18 protein-coding genes are annotated in these 21,195 nt (G+C 58.3%); 17 read left to right on the forward strand and 1 reads right to left on the reverse strand.

The window, feature by feature from the left end; genetic code table 11:
• Position 1: 1 nt before the first annotated feature.
• From AC3WVQ_RS00675 to AC3WVQ_RS00750, 16 genes are all read left to right on the forward strand, one after another.
• A complete protein-coding gene (locus AC3WVQ_RS00675) occupies positions 2-1,234 on the forward strand; it encodes a hypothetical protein (protein WP_090295033.1) in 1,233 nt (410 codons plus the stop codon).
• Positions 1,235-1,428: 194 nt separating this feature from the next.
• A complete protein-coding gene (locus tag AC3WVQ_RS00680; RefSeq protein ID WP_060581852.1) occupies positions 1,429-2,100 on the forward strand; it encodes a VOC family protein in 672 nt (223 codons plus the stop codon).
• Between the two features lie 249 nt (positions 2,101-2,349).
• The gene (locus AC3WVQ_RS00685) at positions 2,350-3,558 is read left to right on the forward strand and encodes a tyrosine-type recombinase/integrase (RefSeq protein WP_492382565.1); all 1,209 of its coding nucleotides are present in this window, start codon (positions 2,350-2,352) and stop codon (positions 3,556-3,558) included.
• Positions 3,548-4,411 (forward strand): hypothetical protein, encoded by an 864-nt coding sequence (locus tag AC3WVQ_RS00690; protein ID WP_492382566.1) that lies wholly within the window; start codon positions 3,548-3,550, stop codon positions 4,409-4,411. The genes AC3WVQ_RS00685 and AC3WVQ_RS00690 overlap by 11 nt, the downstream gene beginning before the upstream one ends.
• A gap of 155 nt (positions 4,412-4,566) precedes the next feature.
• Positions 4,567-4,764, forward strand: coding sequence for a helix-turn-helix transcriptional regulator (locus tag AC3WVQ_RS00695; RefSeq protein ID WP_492382567.1), 198 nt, complete (start codon positions 4,567-4,569; stop codon positions 4,762-4,764).
• Positions 4,765-4,958: 194 nt separating this feature from the next.
• Positions 4,959-5,249 (forward strand): winged helix domain-containing protein, encoded by a 291-nt coding sequence (locus AC3WVQ_RS00700; protein WP_492382568.1) that lies wholly within the window; start codon positions 4,959-4,961, stop codon positions 5,247-5,249.
• Between the two features lie 139 nt (positions 5,250-5,388).
• The gene (locus AC3WVQ_RS00705; protein WP_492382569.1) at positions 5,389-5,985 is read left to right on the forward strand and encodes a hypothetical protein; all 597 of its coding nucleotides are present in this window, start codon (positions 5,389-5,391) and stop codon (positions 5,983-5,985) included.
• Positions 5,986-6,077: 92 nt separating this feature from the next.
• On the forward strand, positions 6,078-6,392 hold the full coding sequence (locus tag AC3WVQ_RS00710) for a DUF6074 family protein (RefSeq protein ID WP_492382570.1): 315 nt from the start codon (positions 6,078-6,080) through the stop codon (positions 6,390-6,392).
• A gap of 994 nt (positions 6,393-7,386) precedes the next feature.
• Positions 7,387-7,659, forward strand: coding sequence for a helix-turn-helix domain-containing protein (locus tag AC3WVQ_RS00715; RefSeq protein WP_492382571.1), 273 nt, complete (start codon positions 7,387-7,389; stop codon positions 7,657-7,659).
• A 412-nt stretch (positions 7,660-8,071) separates the two neighbouring features.
• On the forward strand, positions 8,072-11,482 hold the full coding sequence (gene hsdR, locus AC3WVQ_RS00720; protein WP_492382572.1) for a type I restriction-modification system endonuclease: 3,411 nt from the start codon (positions 8,072-8,074) through the stop codon (positions 11,480-11,482).
• Positions 11,483-11,562: 80 nt separating this feature from the next.
• Positions 11,563-13,110 carry a class I SAM-dependent DNA methyltransferase gene (locus AC3WVQ_RS00725; RefSeq protein WP_492382573.1) on the forward strand — a complete coding sequence of 516 codons (1,548 nt, stop codon included), beginning with the start codon at positions 11,563-11,565 and terminating at the stop codon, positions 13,108-13,110.
• Positions 13,107-14,240 (forward strand): restriction endonuclease subunit S, encoded by a 1,134-nt coding sequence (locus AC3WVQ_RS00730; RefSeq protein ID WP_492382574.1) that lies wholly within the window; start codon positions 13,107-13,109, stop codon positions 14,238-14,240. Before AC3WVQ_RS00725 ends, AC3WVQ_RS00730 begins: the two co-directional genes overlap by 4 nt.
• A gap of 9 nt (positions 14,241-14,249) precedes the next feature.
• Positions 14,250-15,548, forward strand: a complete 1,299-nt coding sequence (gene istA, locus AC3WVQ_RS00735; RefSeq protein ID WP_034804431.1) for an IS21 family transposase — start codon at positions 14,250-14,252, stop codon at positions 15,546-15,548.
• Entirely contained in the window at positions 15,545-16,336 is a 792-nt protein-coding gene (istB, locus tag AC3WVQ_RS00740) for an IS21-like element helper ATPase IstB (protein ID WP_089046329.1), read from the forward strand. Before istA ends, istB begins: the two co-directional genes overlap by 4 nt.
• A 48-nt stretch (positions 16,337-16,384) precedes the next feature.
• A complete protein-coding gene (locus AC3WVQ_RS00745) occupies positions 16,385-16,678 on the forward strand; it encodes a hypothetical protein (protein WP_492382575.1) in 294 nt (97 codons plus the stop codon).
• The gene (locus AC3WVQ_RS00750) at positions 16,678-17,925 is read left to right on the forward strand and encodes a ComEC/Rec2 family competence protein (RefSeq protein ID WP_492382576.1); all 1,248 of its coding nucleotides are present in this window, start codon (positions 16,678-16,680) and stop codon (positions 17,923-17,925) included. The genes AC3WVQ_RS00745 and AC3WVQ_RS00750 overlap by 1 nt, the downstream gene beginning before the upstream one ends.
• A gap of 589 nt (positions 17,926-18,514) precedes the next feature.
• Here AC3WVQ_RS00750 and AC3WVQ_RS00755 read toward each other — a convergent pair.
• The gene (locus AC3WVQ_RS00755) at positions 18,515-19,786 is read right to left on the reverse strand and encodes an ATP-binding protein (RefSeq protein WP_492382577.1); all 1,272 of its coding nucleotides are present in this window, start codon (positions 19,784-19,786) and stop codon (positions 18,515-18,517) included.
• A gap of 232 nt (positions 19,787-20,018) precedes the next feature.
• On the opposite strand from AC3WVQ_RS00755, the gene AC3WVQ_RS00760 reads away from it, so the two are divergent.
• A complete protein-coding gene (locus AC3WVQ_RS00760; protein ID WP_492382578.1) occupies positions 20,019-21,020 on the forward strand; it encodes a DUF2971 domain-containing protein in 1,002 nt (333 codons plus the stop codon).
• The last annotated feature ends 175 nt before the right edge of the window (positions 21,021-21,195 follow it).

Here is a 21,195-nt window from a genome sequence, read left to right on the forward strand (position 1 = left end):
CATGAGCGGAGCGGACCCAGGCGCCAAGGCATCCGGCGGCGACGCGGCGGATGCCGCGCCGGCAGCTCGGCAGGGAAAGATCGCCGAGTACCTCGCGTCCCATGGCGGCCCGTTCTTCGAGCTGCAGGCAAGGCTGAAGCTGTTGCGTGCGAACGCGCTGCAGTCAGGAAAGCGGGCTTTGCTTTTCGTCGCGCTTGCCTGGGGCGTTCCCTTTCTGCTTGGCCTGCCCGACAGCCTGTCGCTCGACCATACCCAGGGCGCCTATCTGACCGATCCGGGCGTGTGGGCAAAGTTCTTCGTCGCGATTGCCGCTTTCGTGCTGGCCGAACAGCAGGTCGAGCGGGGCCTTCGCATCAAGCTCGGACAGTTTTCGCGCGCGCCGCTCATCGCTCCGACCTCGATGCCATCAGCCGCGCGCGCGATTTCCAACGCGCTGAAACAACGCGATTCCGGGCTGGCGGAAACCGTCTGCCTGGCACTCGCCGCGGTCGCGGCGCTGCTTTCCTTCCTGAACTTCCATACGACAGACGCCTCGTTCTGGGCCGTCGAGCATACGGCCGAGGGCAACAGGATTACCGCTGCCGGCTGGTGGTCGATCTGCGTCAGCCTACCGCTCTTCGTCTTCCTGTTCCTGCGCGGGGTATGGCGGCACCTCGTCTGGGCGCGACTTTTGCGCAAGATCGCTCAACTGGAGCTTCGCCTCGTCGCCGCCCATCCCGATGGCAAGGGTGGCCTCGGCTTTCTGTCGCAATATCCGAACGCCTACATGTTCTTCGTCTTCGGCATGAGCGCGGCGATCGCGGCAGCGGTCATGAAGCACCTGCTGCAGGAGACGCTGTCGATGACGACGTTCAGCATGATCATGAGCGGGTGGCTGGCGATCGTGATCGCCTTCTTCGCCTATCCGTTGTCGGCCTTTTCCAAGCCGCTGGCACGGCTGAAGGAAACCGGGCTGCTGATGTTCGGCGTGCAGGCGACCCGCTTCCAGCGCGCAGCAGAGCGCAAGGTGCTCGGCCGCAACGTGGCAGCCGACGCGACCGAGGAACCCGACGACGACGTGGCCGACCCCGGCAAACTGTTCGATGCGACCAAGAAGCTTTCGACCATGCTCATCAGCCGCGACGCCGTCGTGCCGGTCGCTGCCGCCGCTCTTATTCCCTTCGCCGTCGCAGGCGCGACAAGGCTGCCTTACAAGGAAGTGTTTTCGGTGCTGAAGAAGCTGTTGCTGCTGTGACGCGCGTCGCTTCGTCGGGGAGGCCGTGCCCTGATCAGGCTCGGCCTGTCTGTTTGGGCTCGTTGTGGTGAGGTTCGAAACAGAAAATCCGGCTGTCCGTGGTCCAGGATCGGGAAGCGTCTTGACCTCAACTTAAGTTGAGGTCTTATGAACTTGTCCGATAGAGCCAATTGCCATGTGACGGATCGGACTTCATGCACATCTCCAGACTAATTCTGCCGGCATCGGACGTCGCCAAAAGTGCTGCCTTCTTTCGCGACGTCCTCGAACTGCCGACCGCCGGGAACTCCATCCAGGTGGGGCGGAGCGAAATTCAGCTGATCCCGGCGGCTGAGGGAGCGCCGCACGGCGTGCACCTGGCCTTCAACATCCCCTTTGCGCGTTTTGACATGGCCGTCGCTTGGTTGGAGGGGCGGACATTGCTCCAAAAGGAGCCGGGTGGAGAAGCGTGCTTTGCCCTTGAAGGAGATTGGCAATCAAGGTCGATCTACTTCGACGGCCCCGACAATGCCGTGCTCGAATTGATCGGCCGCCGCAGGCTGATCCATCCCGCGGACAAGCGACCGTTCAGCGGCGCTGACCTGTCCTGCCTGAGCGAGGTCGGCGTTCCCTCCGATGATGTCGAGGGCATGGTGGCCGAGGCGGCCTGGACGTTCGGTGTCGGAACGGTGGGGCCAGCCTCGTCCAGCTTTGCCGCGATCGGCAATGATGAAGGCATGCTGATTGCCGTCGACCCGAACCGGCCGTGGTTTCCGCAAAAGCGTCAACGACCGGGTGCCAATGGACTGGAGATTTGGGTGACCGACGTGAAGTCACCTGGAACCGTGTCTGATGCCAAGCACGGCTGGAAAGTCCGAGCGAGATAGGGCAATCTCGGCGATCGTTTGTCCGACGACAGAGTGGTACTTTCGCCGTTGGCGATCGTGCTTTTCTTTTCAAGGAGGAATGGTGCCGCTTACGTGCATTGAAGCCTTCTATATTTGGAAATCACTGCGTCTCATTCAGTAACCGCTCTGTTGAGATTACAGGCATTTCTTGCCTTGATACCTATCACGCTCTATCATCGGCGCTCACTCCATACCAAGTCTAGGGGTGGATCAAAAGGTGGATAGGCAATGGGACGCCCGCTCAACAAACTGACCGCTCTTTCCGTTAAGAATGCGCGGCCCGGAAAGCACTCGGACGGCGGAGGGCTTTGGTTGCACAAGCGAGATGACGGCGGGGCACAGTGGGTATTGCGCGTGAATATCCACGGGCGACGACGCGAAATGGGGCTTGGCTCTGCATCCGACGTCTCATTGAAAGAGGCGCGCGAAGCTGCTGAGCGTTGGCGGGCATCGGTGAGGGGCGGTCTGGATCCGATCAAGGAGCGCCAACGCCAACGGCGAGAGGCGGCGCGTAATCTTCATTGTCTTGAGGACATCGCACGCGATGCTTTCGAGAGTCGCAAGGCCGAGCTGAAAGGCGATGGAAAAGCTGGCCGATGGTTCAGTCCACTTGATCTTCACGTCTTACCTAAGCTTGGAAAAGTGCCCGTTGTTGACTTGGACCAGACTGATATCCGCGACGTGCTCGGCCCTATCTGGCATAGCAAAGCGGAGACTGCACGAAAGGCGCTCAATCGATTGGCCATATGCTTGAAGCATGCTGCGGCTTTGGGATTGAATGTTGACCTGCAGGCCACCGATAAGGCGCGCGCGCTCCTTGGAAAGCAAAGGCACAAAGCCGAGAACATTCCGGCTATGGCCTGGCGGGACGTTCCCGGTTTCTATGAGTCCCTCTTGGATGGAACCGTCACCCATCTCGCGCTGCGTCTACTCATTCTGACCGGCGTTAGGTCTGGTCCGCTTCGCTTCTTGCGAGATGAGCAGATCAACGGCGACGTTTGGACCATACCGGGTGAGGCCATGAAGGGGCGGAAGGGGGCAACGGCCGATTTTCGTGTTCCTCTGTCGGATGCTGCCCTTGCGGTGGTAGAGCAGGCCCGCCGGCACGCCCGCGATGGATTCCTCTTCCCCAGTCTCCGGAAAGGCGTGATTTCCGACGCCACCATGTCGCGGCTTATGGAACGTGCTGGCATGGAAGCTCGTCCGCACGGATTTCGATCGAGCTTACGCGACTGGATCGCGGAGGCGACCAATACGCCCCATGACGTAGCGGAGACAACGCTCGGTCACCTAGTCGGCGGTGCGGTCGAACGAGCATACCGGCGGACAGACTTCCTTGAGCAGCGCCGGCATCTGATGGCGCGGTGGGCACGCCACGTGACGGGCGAGAACGGAAAGGTGCTCATGTTGGCAACGGGAAACCAAAGTGACCGGTGAATTTGACAAAGCCGTCTCCATGGCGATGTGGACGCTGGCGGATGAACTGTCGGTCGTCAACGCAGCGATTTTAATAACCGGCAACGATCCGTCCGCCACACACTCCGTTCATGACTTCGAAGTTGACATGACGTATCGAGAGCAGACGACGGCCGGCCACCGAGGGTTTGACGGCGCGTTCAACGCGCTCAGGAGCGCAATACTTGCCGACAAGCTCCAAGCGCGCGTGGTGTTCTCGGTCGATGTGAACCCGGCAGAACTCAGCGCGGTTGTTCGAGGCAACCGGCAGCTATCCCAACTGAGCGGGCAGCTTCTGTCGGACTGCGCGGATGCAGTGTCCTTGGAACGGGAGCCAGACTGGAAGAAGACCATGGTCGAAGTCGAGGAACTTAAGCGGTGGCTTCAGACGCGCAACTATCGCCCACCCTTTTTCTTTCCGACAGCCAAAACTCAGCCAATACCGAGACCAGAGGCGAGGGAGTTCATGAATCAAACTCACCCACGCTATTCTGCCAAATTGGCGTGTGCGGTGGCCGCGTGGGAAGCATTGGCTGGGCTGCCTAAGAGGAAGGCAGTTAAAACAGCTATTTGCGAGTGGGTCGCCGAGCACGGCGAGAGATTCGCGAAGCCAGGCGACGAAGAAATTTTCCGCGCTCCTGGGAAATTGATTGGAGGCCCCCGTGAACAAATAGCGATCGTGGTGAACTGGAATACGAAGGGTGGAGCACCGGAAACAGGGGGGGAGGTTTCAGGCAAGTCGCCTCCGGCTCCAAAACAGCGTCGTCCGGCACGACAGAATCAGAAATTGCAGCCGCTCGATGTCGGAGAAGATGAAGAACCTCCATTTTTGTAAGATATTGGTAACATACATTTTTAAGCGATTTGTAGGGGCGGGGAAGCAGGGGAGCCTCAGAACCTCTCTCCTCGTAAAGTGAAGCTCCCCGTCTATTCTTTTCACCTTCGTTTCAGCAGCCTTCATCTCGTCTCAATCAATCCGAGGTGAAGCAAATGCAAGTCACAGACCCCCTCCTTACAGTGCGCGAGAGCGCCGCCGCGCTGCAGATCAGCGTTCCGACGTTCTGGCGTCGGGTCGCGGATGGGACTGTTCCAAAACCCTTAAAAATTGGCTCTCTCTCTCGTTGGCCCCAGTCGGAAATTATGGCCGTCATCGAGCACGCTAAAGCCTCGCGCCATAATGTGAGCTAGAGGAAAACCATGTCATTGCAAAAGAAAAACCCAGCTGCGCGGGCAGGCGAAATTCGGGTTAACGTCTTCGTGAGTGGCAAGGCCAACTTTCAGCGTTCGCGCCAAAATAGTTGGCTTGGCCGTTTGTTCGTAGGCACGATCGCGAAAACCCCGACATGTGCGCGACTTGGACGCCTTCGGTTCGGGGGGAGCATATGAGCAAGGTTTTCCTGACAATACGTATCGTTCCCAGCGGCGCAGGCCACACACTCTCTGGGCGGGTGGCCTGGGCACTGGACCAGTTAATAGGCGCAGGAAGTGCAGGGTGCACTCCAATTACTCATCCTGGTCCGCGCTGGAGCTCCTACGTGCATCTTCTCCGCACAAGAGGCCTAGAAGTCGACACCCTGCGGGAGAGCCACGGAGGGCCGTTCCCGGGCACACACGCACGTTATGTGCTGCGCTCGGCAGTCGAGGTTCTCCACAGCTGGAGGGATCATAGATGACTCATTCGACGATGGGCCCGCTTGCCGTTCCGATGAAAGCAGTCATCTCAGAACGAAAACATGAAGGGGGCGCGGTGGGGGGCCGCACCTTTGCGGCTCTGGCCGAGGAGTTTCGTATGTTTCGGAGGACTTTCCGCTAGTGGCTGTACTCAATCGTCGCGACAAGAGCCGAACCTCCGGTGGCAAAAGGTTCAACATGGTGCGCCAACACACGTCACCGCCAAGGGTTGACGCTGGCGACCTTGACGCAAAGCAACGATGGCAATGGCTGACGATCGAGCTCCTGGAGTCGCCGGCCTTTAGGACGCTAAGCGCGAACGCCTTCAAGTGCTTCTTTAGGCTCCTGATTGAGCACACGGCTCAGGCAGCGCTCAAGAATGGAAAGCTCATCGTCACGCACCCCCAGTTCGTTGAGTATGGTGTGACCGGCGAATATGTCGCCGACGCAATAGATGAGCTTAATTATAAGGGTCTCGTAAACATACAGCGTGGCCGATCTGGAGCCGGAACAGCTCACCCAAACGTATACACCCTGACCTTCGTCGGCGACTGGGAAGGGGCTCCTCCCACGCATGAGTGGAAGCGCTGCAGCATCGACCGCTGCCGGCGATGGTCCGAGGTCGACAGGAAAGCGGCGGCTGATAGGCGCTCCAAAGTTGGACGTAAGAAGAATTCCTCACTACGGAGTTCCGAAATCCGCCCGCTTCGGGATCCCGAAATTCGTCGAGTGTCGTGAGGTTCGGCAATGTTAGAATTCGCAATGGAATCAACGCCTCAACCAATTTCGGGATTCCGAAGTGCTATGTATATATTGGGCGGGGATGACACATGATGGATGGCCGTAGCGCAGACTTTCCTTTGTTCGCATGGCAGCCACCTTTCAAGGTCATCACCTTTCCGCTCATCAACAGAGTCGGCAAAATTCGCGATGTCGCTCGAAAGCTGCTCGACAAGGCCACCGATCGCCATGCGGAATATTACGTGAAACAGGTCACAGACGGGCTGATCGCGCACCTCGATCGGTTCGGACTATCGCCCGAGGAACGTGATCAACAGATCAACGCCTTCTGGACGAAGGTCGAGCAGGAAGTGATCCGGCTGTCATGCCAACGCCCCGGCGCCGACCCGAGGGGAGGCGAGTGAAAATCTGTCCACCGTCGCGGACCAAATTTTGGCCACGAACACAGTGCGCCGTGCGACTACGTGAAGACAACTTTCAGCAACGAAGACGCCCCCACTGGCTTTGGAAATGGTCTCATCGTGAGACATTTTGCGCGGTGCAGGAGAGCAGCCTCTCGGGCGAGCAAAGTCTTGGTTCACATCATCATATGAAAATACAGCCGCGAACATTCTTTCGCTAGAAGCGCCACTGGCCAGATCAGAGCGAGGGAGATTGCCGAAGCTATGTATCTCCCTAGTCGATTTCCGCTTTTCTCCAATAATTCGCGTCCTTGCCTACGACGAAAATCGAGGTCAGTTTCGTCAGACCGTGGAACAAATTGCCAAGTGATCAAATCGTCATTGTGTTTAATCCACCAGTCACAAATGCGCGGTGGTAAGAAAACTAAACTTAAAATCAACAGTGGGATGTAGAGAAGGAGATAAAACCCCTCGAACATGTCGTGCACAAAAGTCCCCATAGTGGTTGCGCTATCGCCAGTCTCAGCGGCGCTCTCCGGATCTGACGACTTGTCTCCCGCCCCGGCGCTTGCCCGAAAATGTCTCGCCGCGAGACACTTTTTCCCGGCGGAAGATTGGCGCGTTCTGCCGCGCAGGCATCAGCTTTGGTCCTTGGCCCTTTTCTCCTGTCGAGCATCGTACCCTCTCTGTGTCGCCGCCTCAATTTCGTCCTCTCGCATAAGAGGCTTTCGCACGAGAGTTTTGCGCGCCGTGCTGATTTCCATTTCCAATTCCGCCTTAATGCGGTGGAACTCCTTCGCTCTTTCGTGGATGTTCCTCATCCCTCGAACACGCCACTTCGCTATGGCCTCCGGACTATCCCATTCAGGGTCGTATTCAGGCTCCACCGGCATCTCCGCCTCCCATTTGCACCGTGCATTCAGATTACTGCCAAACTTCTAATACGAGATCAACAGTCCGTCGATTACCGCGCCGTCGATAGTGCTTCGTCCTTGCCATGGATGCACGGCAAATCATGGGCTGGAATCTGCGACTGCTTAGGGTCGAGCGAGGGCTATCTCAGGAGCGGCTCGCGCTTGAAGCTAGAATCGACCGCGCCTACGTGGGCCGCGTCGAGCGAGGCATGGAAAACGTCACGATTGCGACTATAGAAGCCCTAGCCCATGCACTGGACGTGCCCGTCGCGATGCTTTTTTCGCAGCCTGATCGCAATGCTTCCCAACCGAAGCCATTGCGGTCAGGTAGGAAGCCAAAAGGCAGTAAACCGTAAGCGCCACGAACAGCCTTGGAGAGCTCTCACCTCTCGGCTACTGCGCGGCACATCGGCCTAAGGCGAGCGGTCACCTAGGAAGAAAATGTCTCGTCGCGAGACATTTTCCATAGCTGCGTGGAGCGTCTCAGTAATATCCAGGCAGACGCGGACATCATCTTGTCCCTCAACAACGTATGCGCTGCCTACATCCCATTGATTTTGCGTGTTTCAAGCTGGCTTGGCAGCGTTGCTGCCGCCGGGTTGCGTTGTTCCATCGGCCTTCGAGCTATCCGCCGCGGAGTTCATTTCCGCTTATCAGCGCCAATCTGTTCGATGATCATCGTTTCAGAAATCTGCAACTCCAGTTTGCCTGCCCCCAAGACGTGTGGCATGGTCCGCTCGTGGGCGGTAAGAAACGTTGGGTGGGGCATTGTCGGTTAATTTCGGCCATCTGAAATCGCTGAGTCCCGAACTCCAGCGTCTGGGCACGCTTGCTGAACGCTTTTTTGCAGATGACGCCAATACCTCGCTGATCAAGAGCCGTCAGTTCGGCGAATACATGGTCAAGGAGATCGCCGCGCTCGCCGGTGTCTATGATCCCGCCGCCCGTGAGACGACGCACGATCTGCTTCGGCGGCTCGCGACCCAGCAGATCCTGCCGCGCGAGGTGGCCGATATCTTCCACGCCGTGCGCAAGAGCGGGAACGAGGCGACCCACAATCTGGCAGGGTCACCGACCGAGGCGCTGGCCGCCCTTAAGTTCTGCCGGGCGCTGGGCGTCTGGTATCGCCGCACCTACGGACGCGATCCGAACTTCAGACCAGGCCCCTTCGTCCCTCCCAAGGCCTCCGCCGATATCGATCAGGCAACGCAAGCAGAACTGGCCACGCTTCGTCGGCAGGTTCGGGAAGCCGAGGCACAGCTCGCGGCCGCCCATGCCTCGGCGGATGAACTCGCCAAGGCACGAGCCGCGGCCGATGAACTCGCCCGCCAGGCTGCCGCTGACAACGCGGTCTGGGAACAGACGGCCGTCGAGATGGAGGCCAATCAGGCCGAGCTTTCCCGCAAGCTCGCGGAGCTGCAGAAGGCGGCGCAGGCCCAGCCGCAACAATTGCAGATGGAGTTCAAGCAGGCAGGCCTTCAGGCCGCGAGCCGGTTGGAACTCGACGAGCGGCAGACCCGCCGCTTGATCGACGTCCAACTGGTAGATGCTGGCTGGGAGGCCGACAGCGATCGTCTGAGTTACCAACTGGGCGCGCGCCCGCAAGAAGGCCGGAACCTTGCTATAGCCGAGTGGCCGGCATCCGGTGGACGTGCTGACTATGCGCTGTTCATTGGGTTGACGTGGGTCGGTATCATCGAGGCAAAGCGCGAGAGCGTTGACGTGCCTTCCACGCTCCAGCAGGCCGAGCGCTACGCACGCACCATTGCGCTGCCGCCGGAGAACAGCCATCCGGACGGCCCATGGAAACATGGTCTCGCCGACCCGCTCCGCGTCCCCTTCGTCTTCGCCACGAATGGTCGCCCTTTCGTCCGCCAGTGGCAGACCAAATCAGGCATCTGGTTCTGCGATCTGCGGCGCGACACGAACCATCCCCGACCACTGACCGCTTGGTTCTCCGCGAAGGATCTTCTCGACATTCTGGAAATCGATCTCGACGCCGCAGCCCAGGGCCTCGCCGAGGAAAGCTTCGGCAAGGGCAGGATGCGCCCCTACCAGGAAGAGGCGATTGCCGCGATCGAGGATGCGGTCGTTACCGGCCAGCGCGATATCCTCGTGTCCATGGCGACCGGTACTGGCAAGACACGCACTAGCATTGCCCTGATGTACCGCCTGCTGAAGCACAAGCGCTTCCGCCGCATCCTTTTCCTGGTGGATCGCAAGGCGCTCGGTAAGCAGACGAGCGACGCGCTGGAGACAACCGAGATCGAGGGTCTCCTGAACTTCGCCCAGATCTACAAGGTTGCCGGGTTGGAGAAAAAGGTTCCGGATGACGAGGATCAGGTGCAGGTGGCGACCGTCCAGTCCCTGATCGCCCGCATTCTCAACGAGCCGGACCCGGCCAAGCGCCCGACACCAGGCACCTTCGATTGCATCATCGTCGACGAGGCTCATCGCGGCTACACGCTGGATGCGGAGATGCGCGAGATCGACGTCAGCTTTCGCAACATCGACGACTACCAGTCGGCCTATCGTCAGATCCTCGATTACTTCGATGCCGTCAAGGTAGCGCTGACGGCGACGCCCGCGCTCCACACCCGCGAGATTTTTGGCCATCCGGTCTTCCACTATGGCTACCGTCAGGCTGTCGTCGAGGGCTATCTCAACGATCACCTGCCACCGAAGCGCATCACCACGGCGCTTTCGGAAGCTGGCATTCATTTCGAGGGCGGGGAAGAGGTCGAGATCATCGACCGCACGACCGGGCAGATCGACCTTTTCGAACTCCCGGATGAAGTCTCGCTCGACTATGACGTCGCCGATTTCAACAAGCGGGTCTATTCTGAAGCCTTCAACCGCATCGTCTGCCGGGCGATCGCCACGGAAATCCCGCCATCGAAACCGGGCAAGACGATGATCTTCGCCGCCCGCGATGCCCATGCGGATGATATCGTCCGCTTGTTGGTCGAGGAATTGCAGGAGGAACACGGCAAAGACGCGGTGCCGCATGGCATGGTGATGAAGATCACCGGCAATGTCGACAAGCCGGATGACCTGATCCTGAAGTTCAAGAACGATCCCTACCCGAAATATGTCGTCACCGTAGACCTGTTGACGACCGGCATCGACGTGCCCTCCATCTGCAATCTGGTCTTCGTGCGCCGTGTGAAGAGCCGCATCCTCTATGATCAGATGATCGGCCGCGCCACGCGGCTTTGCCCGGAGATCGGCAAGGAGCATTTCCGCATCTTCGATGCCGTGGACCTGTATGCCGAGCTGCAGGAGATGACGGACATGCGCCCCGTCGTCGTCACGCCGGATATCTCGCTTGGCCAGCTCGTCACCGATCTGGAGAATGCCGCGACGGACGAGGACAAAAGCTGGGTCGCCGGCCAGGTGATCGTTCGCATGCGCGCCATGGTCAAGCGCATGGACACTGAGACCCGCGAGAGCTTCGAGCGCCACACGGGCGAGACGCCGGAGACGGCCGTGCAGCGTCTTGCCACCCATTCCGGTGCCGAACTGCAGGATTGGCTGAATTCCCATCCGCGCGCGGTCGAGCTTCTGGAGCGTCGCCCGCTGCGCACCGGCAACGGCAATGATGGCGTGGTCATCTCCACCCATGAGGACGAATTGCTGCGCATCGAGGAAATCTTCGGCAAAAACACGACGCCGGAGGATTACATCACCGGATTTGAACGTTTCGTGCGCGAGAACATGAACCAGGTTCCAGCGCTGATTGCCGTCACCCAGCGCCCGCGCGATCTCACCCGCAAGGAGCTGTCGGAACTGGCGGGCCTCTTGGACGAGAAGAACTATTCCGAGGCCATGCTGCGCGCCGCCTATGGAAAGGCCCGCAGTGCCGATATCGCCGCCCATATCATCGGCTTCGTCCGGCAGGCGGCGCTGGGCGATCCGCTGATGCCCTATGCCACGCGCGTGGAAAACGCGATTGCGAAGATCGAGGCCTCGCGCCCCTGGACCGTTAAGCAGAAGGAATGGCTGCGGCGCATCGGCCGGGCGCTGAAGGACAAGCCGGTGGCCGATCCGACGCTGCTCGATCAGGGCGTGTTTGCCGACAAGGGCGGCTTCAAGCGCATTTCGCAGGAATTCGATGGCGGGCTGCATGATGTGCTGCATGCTTTCAACGAGGCGATTTGGGGGCCATCCGCCGCCTGAGCAAACAAGCCACAAGTTGACCCGCGCGCCACGCCCGCTACAAACCCAAACGCGATCCCTGACCTGAAAGAATACCCCCCATGAATGCCAATGCCATCGTCCAGAAGCTCTGGCGTCTCTGCACCGTCCTGCGCAAGGACGGCATCACCTATCAGCAATATGTCACCGAGTTGACCTATCTGCTGTTCTTGAAGATGATGGCCGAGCGCAATCGCGAGACCGGCAGCCTGCCCAAAACCATGCGCTGGACGGATCTGGTTCAGGCGAATGGCCTTGCCAAGTTGGAGCTCTACCGCAAGACCCTGGTCACGCTCGGTGCTGTAAGCACCCGCCTCGGCAAGGATGACGCGCTCGTCCTGCCACCGGGCGACAATGCGACCGCGGAGGAGCGCAAGCGTTATGCCGATGCCCGCCCGCTCCCGGAGATGGTGCAGGAAATCTTCGACAACGCCTCTACCTTCATCCGCGAGCCGCAGAACCTGACGACGCTGGTCACCGCCATCGATGAGCTCGACTGGTTCTCCGAAGAGCGCGACCAGTTCGGGGATCTCTATGAAGGACTGCTGCAGAAGAACGCGGAAGAGACCAAGCGCGGTGCCGGGCAATATTTCACGCCGCGCGTGCTGATCGAGCTTCTGGTGCGCCTCATGCAGCCTCGGCCCGGCGAGGTGATCCAGGATCCCGCTGCCGGCACCGGCGGCTTTCTCATTGCTGCCGACCGCTATATGCGCGCCCGTAGCGGCGACTATTTCGATCTCGGCGAACGCGAGCAGGAGTTCCAGAAGCGCCAGGCCTTCCACGGCATGGAAAACGTGCCGGGCACGCTGCGCCTGCTTTTGATGAACCTTCATCTGCACGATATCGACAGCGATCATGTGCATCTGGGCGATACGTTGTCTGACAAGGGCACGGGGCTTGGTCGCGCCAACCTAATCCTCACCAATCCGCCCTTCGGCCCGGCGGGTGGCGCGCCGACGCGGCAAGACCTTTCGGTCACCGCCACCGTCTCCTCCTACCAGCTTCCCTTTGTCGAACATTGCATTCGCGCACTCCAGCCCGGCGGCCGCGTGGCCATCGTCGTGCCGGATAACGTGCTATTTGAAGATGGACGCGGCAAGGCACTCCGTCAGATGATGATGGACTGGTGCAATCTGCACACCATCCTGCGCCTGCCGACCGGCATTTTCTATGCGCAAGGGGTGAAGACCAATGTCATCTTCCTCACACGCGGCAAGACGGAGACCGGCAACACCAAATCCGTCTGGATCTATGACCTGCGCGCCCAGATGCCGAAATTCGGCAAGACGACACCGCTGACCGAAGCCCATTTCGAAGGTTTTGAGCAGGCCTTTGGCAATGACCCTTATGGCTCAGAGCGCGGACCGGACGAAGGCGAGGCCGGGCGCTGGCGCGAATTCAACCGCGCAGACATCACCGCGCGCGGCGACAATCTCGATATCGCCTGGCTGCGCGAGGCGGAGGAAGAGGCGGAAGAAGGCCTCACAGAACCCGACGACATCGCCGCCGCCATCCTCGGCCATCTGCAGGCCGCCACGCTGGAGATCGAGGCGCTGACGGCCGAGCTGGATGGCGACGATGTCCTGAATAAGCGGGAGTTAGCGGAGTGACATCTATCGTACCTTCCAACTGGGGGGCGCCTACACTCGAAGAACTATGCCTTTCGGTCAGTGACGGTGATCATCAAGCTCCACCGAAAGCTCCTACCGGAGTTCCCTTCATCACTATTTCATCGATTGCAGATGGAAAGATTGATCTGGAGAACGCCTCTAGGTTTGTTCCAGTCGCCTATAAGGAGGCTTTGGAACCCAGCCGTGACCCGCAAGCTGGGGACATCGTTCTATCGGTAACTGGCTCCATCGGCAGAGTGGCAATCGTTGAGAACCCGACCTTTGTTTTTCAACGCCACATCGCGTTGATCAAGACAGCCAGCTTAATCGAACGGAAGTATGTTTATTACTTCCTCACAAGTCCTTCCACAGGGAGCCATTTGGAAGATTTGGCAACCGGCACGGCGCAAAAGACTCTTCCATTGTCGAAACTGAGGACGCTGAGCGTTCCCCTCCCACCCCTGGCCGAGCAAAAGCGCATCGTGGCCAAGCTGGATGCGCTGAACGCGAAATCCGCCCGCGCCCGCACCGAACTTTCCCGCATCGAAATCCTCGTCTCCCGCTACAAGCAGGCTGTGCTCAGCAAGGCGTACAGCGGGGAGTTGACGGAGGAGTGGCGGAGAAAACGCTCGGATATAAAAGAATGGCGAACGAGCTTGGTTGGCTCTGAGTGCGATATACGTCTCGGTAAAATGCTCGATAAGGCCAAAAACAAGGGAGAACCTACACGCTACCTCCGGAACGTAAATGTCAGATGGGGTGCTTTTGATCTGTCAGATGTTCTCTTGATGAACATGACGTCAGACGAACGAAGCAAACTAGACATTCGAGACGGCGACGTTTTGCTATGCGAAGGTGGTGAGCCCGGCAGATGCGCTGTCTGGAACCTTGGCTCAACCGACATTTCGTTTCAGAAAGCATTGATGCGCGTACGACCTAAATCGCACCTGCTTTCCCGTTTCTTTTTTCACTTTATGCGGAGGGCGTCGGACGAAAACCTGCTGGCGCGACACTTCACCGGGACTACTATCAAACATCTTCCACAAGCGGCGCTGTCCAAGGTCTGTCAGGCGACATGTAAAACTGGTCCGGTAGCGACACCTAAAACTGGTCCCCCTTTCAGACCTTAGGAGGGACTAATGGACGTTGAGACAGGTACGAAGATCTCCGCGAGATTGGCGCGGAGAGAAGCGATGCTCGAACCGGACGAGGTGACTGCGATGCTGCGGCTCAAGAAGCTGGGGTGGGGCACGCGGCGGATCGCGGCGGAGCTGGGATGCTCGCGCACGACGGTACAGCGATACATCGAGACGGGTGGCTGGCGCGGGTATCGGCGAGCCCGCCGGGAAACGCAGCTCTCGAAGCATGAAGCGTGGGTCCGTGAGCGGTTCTTTCGCCATGGCGGCAATGCTGATGTCGTGCGGCAGGATCTGGCTCGAGAACTCGGCATTGAGGTCAGTCTGCGCACGGTTGAGCGAGCGGTCGCGGGGTATCGGCAGCAGTTGGCGGCATCGGCTTTAGCGACGATGCGCTTCGAGACACCGCCAGGCCATCAGATACAGATCGATTTTGGCGAGAAGCGAATGGAGATCGGAGGCGAGAAAGTCCGCGTCTACATCTTCGTGGCAACGCTTGGCTATTCGCGTCGCACATACGCGACGGCGTTTCTCCACGACCGTCAGTCTGCCTGGTTCGATGGGATGGAGGCAGCCTTCAGGCATTTTGGCGGTGTCACAAGCGAGGTCCTTCTCGATAATGCTGCGGCATTGGTAACACGGCACGACGCGGTGACCCGCGAGGTCGTGTTCAACGATCGGCTGCATGCCTTCTCCCGCTATTGGGACTTCCGTCCTCGCGCATGTGCACCATACCGGGCTCGTACCAAAGGCAAGGACGAGCGAGGCGTCGGGTATGTGAAGCACAACGCACTTGCCGGACACAGCTTTGACAGCATGGAAGGCCTTCACCTGCACCTTGCGTGGTGGATGCGCACGGTTGCCGATCTTCGATGCCATGGCACGACAGGCGAACCACCACTTGAGCGCTTTGTCCGCGACGAAGCTATGACGCTACACCCACTAAATGGCAGGCCGCCATTTCGTCAGATCCGAGAACTGCTGCGCAAGGTCCACGCCGATTGCGCCGTTGAGGTCGACACCAACGCCTACTCAGTCCCGTGGCGGCTCATCGGCGAGATTGTCGAGGTGACGATCAGCGGTGGCCAGGTCCGCGTATTCCATGCTGGTCAGCTTGTCGCGAGCCACGCCGAGTCACACGGGCGTCATCGTCGCCTGACGGATCCCGCCCATTTTGTCGGCGTCAGCGGCTTCGGCATGCCTGTCAAGCAAGCCGCGCAGGCCGATCCGCCCGCTCCCAAGCTGCCCGAACTTCTTCGCCCACTGTCGGAATATGAGCGGTTGATCGGAGGGCAATGGTGATGGCAGTTGATCACGACACGCTGATCGGCTGGCTGAGCCGGCTGAAGCTCACCGCCATCCGCGACCAGCTCGACAACCTTCTTGACGAAGCCTCGCGCGCGGATCTCACCATTCGCGAGACGCTCGCATTCCTGTGCGAACGCGAGATTGCAAGGAAGGACGAGAGACGCATCATCATGGCGATGAAGATCGCGCATTTCCCGCATGCACGAGATCTCGAGGGATTTGATTTCGAGGCGCAGCCCAGTGTCGATCCGCAACAGATACGAGAACTCGCCACCGCCCGTTGGGTGGCAAATGGTGATGCCTTGCTGCTGCTCGGTCCACCTGGCGTTGGGAAGTCCCATCTCGCGATTGCGCTTGGAAGAGAGGTCATCCGTCAAAACTACACGGTGTTGTTCACAACGGCGCAGGCATTGGTCGCAACGCTCGTGAGAGCACATGGCGAAGGACGCCTGGAAGAACGACTTGGGTTTCTCGCCAAGCCCAAGCTGCTCATCATCGACGAGCTTGGCTATCTTCCACTCGAGCCCAATGCAGCCCACTTATTTTTCCAGCTCGTATCGAGGCGCTACGAGCGGGGTGCAATGCTCGTCACCTCCAACCGCAGTGTCGGAGAATGGGGAACAGTGTTCGGCGACCCCGTCGTGGCAACTGCTATCCTTGATCGGTTGCTGCATCACAGCCACGTCATCACAATCCGTGGCGACAGCTACAGGCTACGAGAAAAGCGCCGTAGCGGGCTTCTACAGAAGTCCACGACGGCAGCCGGTATGGAGAGTAACTAAACACCCTTGGCGGACCAGATTTGCGTGTCGCCTAAGGACCAGTTCACGATGACGCTTGATAAGGTCCCTTTGACACTTCCGCCCCTCGAAGAACAACACGAGATCGTCCGCCGCATCGAATCCGCCTTTGCTAGGATCGACAGTCTTGCGGCAGAAGCCAAGCGCGCGCTGGAACTGGTGGGCAGGCTGGACGAGGCCATACTGGCAAAGGCTTTTCGCGGCAAACTGGTGCCCCAGGACGAAAATGACGAGCCTGCCGAGCAATTGCTGGAACGTATCCGGGCCGAGCGTGAGGCGGCGCCGAAGACGAAGCGTGGGCGGGGTAACGTAAGGACTAAGTGATGAGTTTTTTAAGAGAAGGGCCGATCAAGCTAATCGCACGATTGGTTCGGTCAGAAGCTCTGATCAACGATGGGTTGGTGTTGCCGAAAGCCAATCGGGTGGCGTTCGAATTCGATTCCATTGATGCGAACATGAGTGCCGAGGAAGCGCTGGCAACCATTGCGGATAGAGCCGACCGGTCTCGGCTAGCTGTATTGAAGCTTCTGACGACCTCGGAGCATTTTCGGTATCTTGCGGGTGTCGATGAAGTTCGCGATGGTCAGTGGTACCAGATCACCTTGTTGCCCCGGGGAAAGACGTCGGGCCCTTTCGCTTGGGCGTCTTCGCTCGGTGATGCTGGCTATCAAGAAATGGTGCGTTTGGTTCTGGACGAGATCCATTATCTCTTCTCAGAGGGCGAAAGCCCACTGAGCCCGGTCGGAGCAGCAGTCGGAGATGAGCGGGCTCTCGCACAGTCGATTGCGTACGCCTGCAAGTTTCCGGAAAGTGCAATCGGGAAAAGCCGCGCCGCGCGCAATCTCCTCAGCGGCGCGAACGCGCCCCACAAAATTGTCGTCCGAGATGTTGGACAGGCGAGTTTCTGCAGCGCGATCGATCAGCACGGAAATGAACTATTTCACTTGGATGCGGGCTGGCCGATCTCATACAACAAGAAGACCGCGTCAAATAAACCCAGTCTGAACGTCAGCGATGTCCCAGTGATCCTCTCTCACTGGGATTGGGATCATTTGCATGGGTATCACGCCATCCCGGGCCTAGCGGGTAGCATTTGGATTGTGCCAGTGCAGCGGCTTGGACCAGGCGCTAAATTGGTCGCCGAGAGGCTTGCCACCAACCATCGACTATTGGGCGTGAGCTCTGCAAGTGTGTCGGCTGGGCCCCTGCGGTTGGGGCGCTGCAAGGGTAAGGGAGGCAATCTTAATCAAACTGGCCTATTCGTTCAAACCACCTTGCAATCGGGCAGGACGGTTCTTTTTATGGGTGACGCCGACTATGATCTAGTCCAACCAAGGTTAGTGGCCCTGCCGGACTTTATCGTCGCCACCCATCACGGGGCTAAATTTGCCGGAAGTGTCGTCTCACCACATGGGGGCAGTGGCCGGTGTGTGGTTTCGGTTGGCAAAGGAAACGGCTACGGCCATCCGTCGGATGCGGCTGTTAGGCGCCACTCGGGCGCTGGCTGGTCAATGAGCTTCACCTGCGAGCGCAATGGTATTCCGCGTGGCAGCCGACACTTGGGACCCTAACTGTAATTTAAAGCCTCGCGCGAAGCGCGAAGCAGCACGATCCCCGGTTACACCATTGCTGACGAGGAGAGCTTCCTCCCATCCTGACCGGCCGCTTGTCGGCACCTAAATCTACGAGAATTGTCGGGTATCGACGCGCATGCAGCATGAGATATGCCATCGGACCCGGACGGGGCGACGGGGCTGATGAAACGTGGCTGTTGCCGAACGCTTCGGAAGTTATTCGCCACCTCGCCCGCCTCTTTGTGATGCAGGAGTTCAATTTTGGGACTTCGTACTTATCCGATGGCCCGCGTGATTGATATTTGCGTGCCGAGCAAGTCTTTGTCGCGAAGAAAAACGACCGCCAATAGCGCTAGCATTTGCCGTATGGCCGATGGGCAATGCGCCAGGAGTTTTCACAGGGCTCACAGCACGGTGGGGAGGGGCGGCAACGGACAGCAATGGACAGCAATAGACGGTAATGGACGGTAATGGACGGTAATGGATGGTAATGGAGGGTAGTGGATGGGAGATGAAGCCAATGGAGATTAATGGACCGTAATGGAGGGTAATGGAGGGTGCCCGTAATTCACGTTGGCGGTGCTAGTCAAAAGAGTTCGCTTATCCGAGGTCCAGAATGTGCATCTCTCTGGGCCCTAGCGGCGCGTATTGCGTTGATCCATGCAGCAAAGGAGTTCGTCGGAAGGCGGTAGTATCCTCGCCGACTTTCATCAAGAATGATGATCTCTTTTGCTTTCAGTGCCTGCAACGCGTTTGTAACGTTCGTCTCCGAAACGCCAGATTCTGCGATGATGGTCTTGCGCGATACCCATCCGTCGCCATGGTCCGCCATCGCGTCTAGCACTCTCCGGTATTCCTCAGACGAAATGCGCGCGTGATACATTTCGTTAAAGAACTTATCACCTAATTGGTTGAGTGCCCCTCCGTCTTTGAAGGCACCCTCGCCGACATCGTCTACATCGATTACGTCGTCAGAATCACTTTCGAACGCGCTGTAAGCGAATTGCTGAAGAAAATGTGGGTAGCCTTCGGACAACTCGGCCAAGAAGTCCATGCCATCCGTGCTAATCTGGGTAGAAATATCGTTCTTCCTGTTTGCCGCCTCTATGCCGAGACTGACAACGGTCTTGCGCTCCTCTTTCTCCAAGGGTTCGAGCAACATCGTGTGGAATAATCTTGGTGACGATTCGTGACTTTCGCGGAGCCTCGTAAGAATAGCCGGTAGACCGGCTAGGCCTAGAACTATGTTGTTGCAGCCGCTCCGTGTCAGCCGTTCGGTCAGCATTTTCAGCAGTTCGCCTAAACCAGCGTCGGAGGATGGGCGATCTGCCTCGTCTATCAGTAGTAATACGCCATCAATTTCATTTGCTGCAGAAGCGCAAAGGTTCGCCAACTGGTCGACGAGTTCCTCCGAGACTTCCTCTGGATCTAGTTCGGACTGATCCTTGTGGTACCGAACTCCAAGTACCTCCCAATTGCTGAGCCAAGACCAAAAATTTGCCGCCGCACTCTTGATGGCTTCTTCCCGAGTGATGGCAGTTCTGAGGCCTCGTCCGATTTTACGCACAATATCGATCTGTGTTTGGCACCCGCCCAGATCGACCGACACCGTAATGAAATGAAATTTTTTGGTCGTAATTATCGGTTCGAGTCGGCCCGATGCGATCAGTTCCACATAATAGAGTAGGGACGATTTCCCGATACCTCGCTCGCCTTGCACCAGAAAATGCTGCGGGTTGCCGCTCTTAGACTGAAACAGGCACTTTTCGATGCTCCTAATTTCGTCCAGTCTCCCCACGAACATGCCCGGGGTGATAATACTATTCGGTTGAAACGGGTTGAATTTCACTGGTCGCATTTGTCTCGCCGAACACCATTAAGCCGAGGCTGCTGATTAGCACGAAAAGACAAACGAGAAAAAGCTGTCAGCGCGCGCAGCTTCAGGTGCTTTGCTATTTCGCTGCGCGGTACACGCACGCGCGGTCATTCCCATCTCAAAGGGACGGACAACAGGCCGTTAGGCGACAAAGAGCTGTGGACGGCAGTGGACTCCGGTTCCAACTTGCCGGGCTGAATGGTCCAATGCGGCCATGGACCAGACGATAGAGCTCTTTGGTGACGAGCGGCTTCGCTCAATTTTCTCCGCGCATCACGTGCGCCGCCTCTCCGATATTTTTGCGAACAACCGCAAGCTCATCCATTACACGTCTGCCGAAAACGCTTTGAATGTTTTCCGCAGCAAAGAAATGTGGATGCGGAACGTGCGCGTAATGAATGATCTGAGCGAGGTGAAACATGGGGTTTCGATGGTCATGTCGGCGCTTGATGCGCTGAAGAACGCCTCCACGGCCACCATCGAGACTGGGCTTGCTTCGGTTGTTCAGGAGCTCGACAAGATTTTTCCTGGTCTGACGGCTAGCGGAAACGACATATTCGTCTCCTGGCGCTTCCACATCGAGCACCTCTCCTACGTTGCCTGTCTCTCCGAACACATGCCTGACGAGGCTGACATCGGTCGGCTGTCGATGTGGCGCAACTATACCGGTCAACAGGTAGGGGTAGGGGTCGTCATTGATCCTAGCCCCTTCAAGAACCTGTTGGACGATTACGGCGCCATTTCGAGTCCTGTCCAATATGTCGATGAGCAGGGTCTCAATGCGATACTGCATGAAGTTGCCGCGGCAATTCACGCCAACGCCGATTTCCTGAGAACTGCCGATCGACAGGACGTTCTCGGCCACTATTTCCAACTATTGCGATCCCTTTGCCTCGCAACCAAGCATCCTGGTTTCAAAGAGGAGCGAGAGTGGCGTATATTCCATACCCGCAGTATGGACAGCGGCACGGGGCTGAACACGGCGATTGTCACGCCAGGTGGCGTTCCTCAACGTGTCATGAAGCTGCAATTTCGGAACGACTCCGATAAGGGTATAAGCGGCATTACGCTTCCGGAACTGATAGATCACGTGATTATCGGACCTTGTCAGACACCGCTCGTCGTGGGTGAGGCGATCGCCTCAGAACTTGTTTCGCTGGGTATATCAGACGGCGCACAGCGAATTCGCTACTCTAACATCCCAATTCGGACATAAGTGCTAGGGCCCGGAGGTCGGGGGCACGCATCGAGCTAAATCTGAATTCAGCCGCTCCAAAAACTGTCTCACCACGAGACAGATTTTGGAGCGGCTGATGGTTCGGATAGGCGCTCTCACGTATCGCGTGGAGATCAGCAGAGAACTAAAGGTGGTTAGAAGGGTGGATTGAACC

It is taken from the genome of Ensifer sp. EB106-05-01-XG146, assembly GCF_058791875.1.

Coding starts and splice junctions, on each gene's coding strand:
- AC3WVQ_RS00680 (WP_060581852.1), top strand. CDS start 1,429: ATGCACATCTCCAGACTAATTCTGCCGGCATCGGACGTCGCCAAAAGT.
- AC3WVQ_RS00710 (WP_492382570.1), top strand. CDS start 6,078: ATGATGGATGGCCGTAGCGCAGACTTTCCTTTGTTCGCATGGCAGCCA.
- AC3WVQ_RS00700 (WP_492382568.1), top strand. CDS start 4,959: ATGAGCAAGGTTTTCCTGACAATACGTATCGTTCCCAGCGGCGCAGGC.
- AC3WVQ_RS00695 (WP_492382567.1), top strand. CDS start 4,567: ATGCAAGTCACAGACCCCCTCCTTACAGTGCGCGAGAGCGCCGCCGCG.
- AC3WVQ_RS00715 (WP_492382571.1), top strand. CDS start 7,387: ATGGATGCACGGCAAATCATGGGCTGGAATCTGCGACTGCTTAGGGTC.
- AC3WVQ_RS00760 (WP_492382578.1), top strand. CDS start 20,019: ATGGACCAGACGATAGAGCTCTTTGGTGACGAGCGGCTTCGCTCAATT.
- AC3WVQ_RS00675 (WP_090295033.1), top strand. CDS start 2: ATGAGCGGAGCGGACCCAGGCGCCAAGGCATCCGGCGGCGACGCGGCG.
- AC3WVQ_RS00755 (WP_492382577.1), bottom strand. CDS start 19,786: ATGCGACCAGTGAAATTCAACCCGTTTCAACCGAATAGTATTATCACC.
- istA (WP_034804431.1), top strand. CDS start 14,250: ATGGACGTTGAGACAGGTACGAAGATCTCCGCGAGATTGGCGCGGAGA.
- AC3WVQ_RS00725 (WP_492382573.1), top strand. CDS start 11,563: ATGAATGCCAATGCCATCGTCCAGAAGCTCTGGCGTCTCTGCACCGTC.
- AC3WVQ_RS00745 (WP_492382575.1), top strand. CDS start 16,385: ATGACGCTTGATAAGGTCCCTTTGACACTTCCGCCCCTCGAAGAACAA.
- AC3WVQ_RS00750 (WP_492382576.1), top strand. CDS start 16,678: ATGAGTTTTTTAAGAGAAGGGCCGATCAAGCTAATCGCACGATTGGTT.
- AC3WVQ_RS00685 (WP_492382565.1), top strand. CDS start 2,350: ATGGGACGCCCGCTCAACAAACTGACCGCTCTTTCCGTTAAGAATGCG.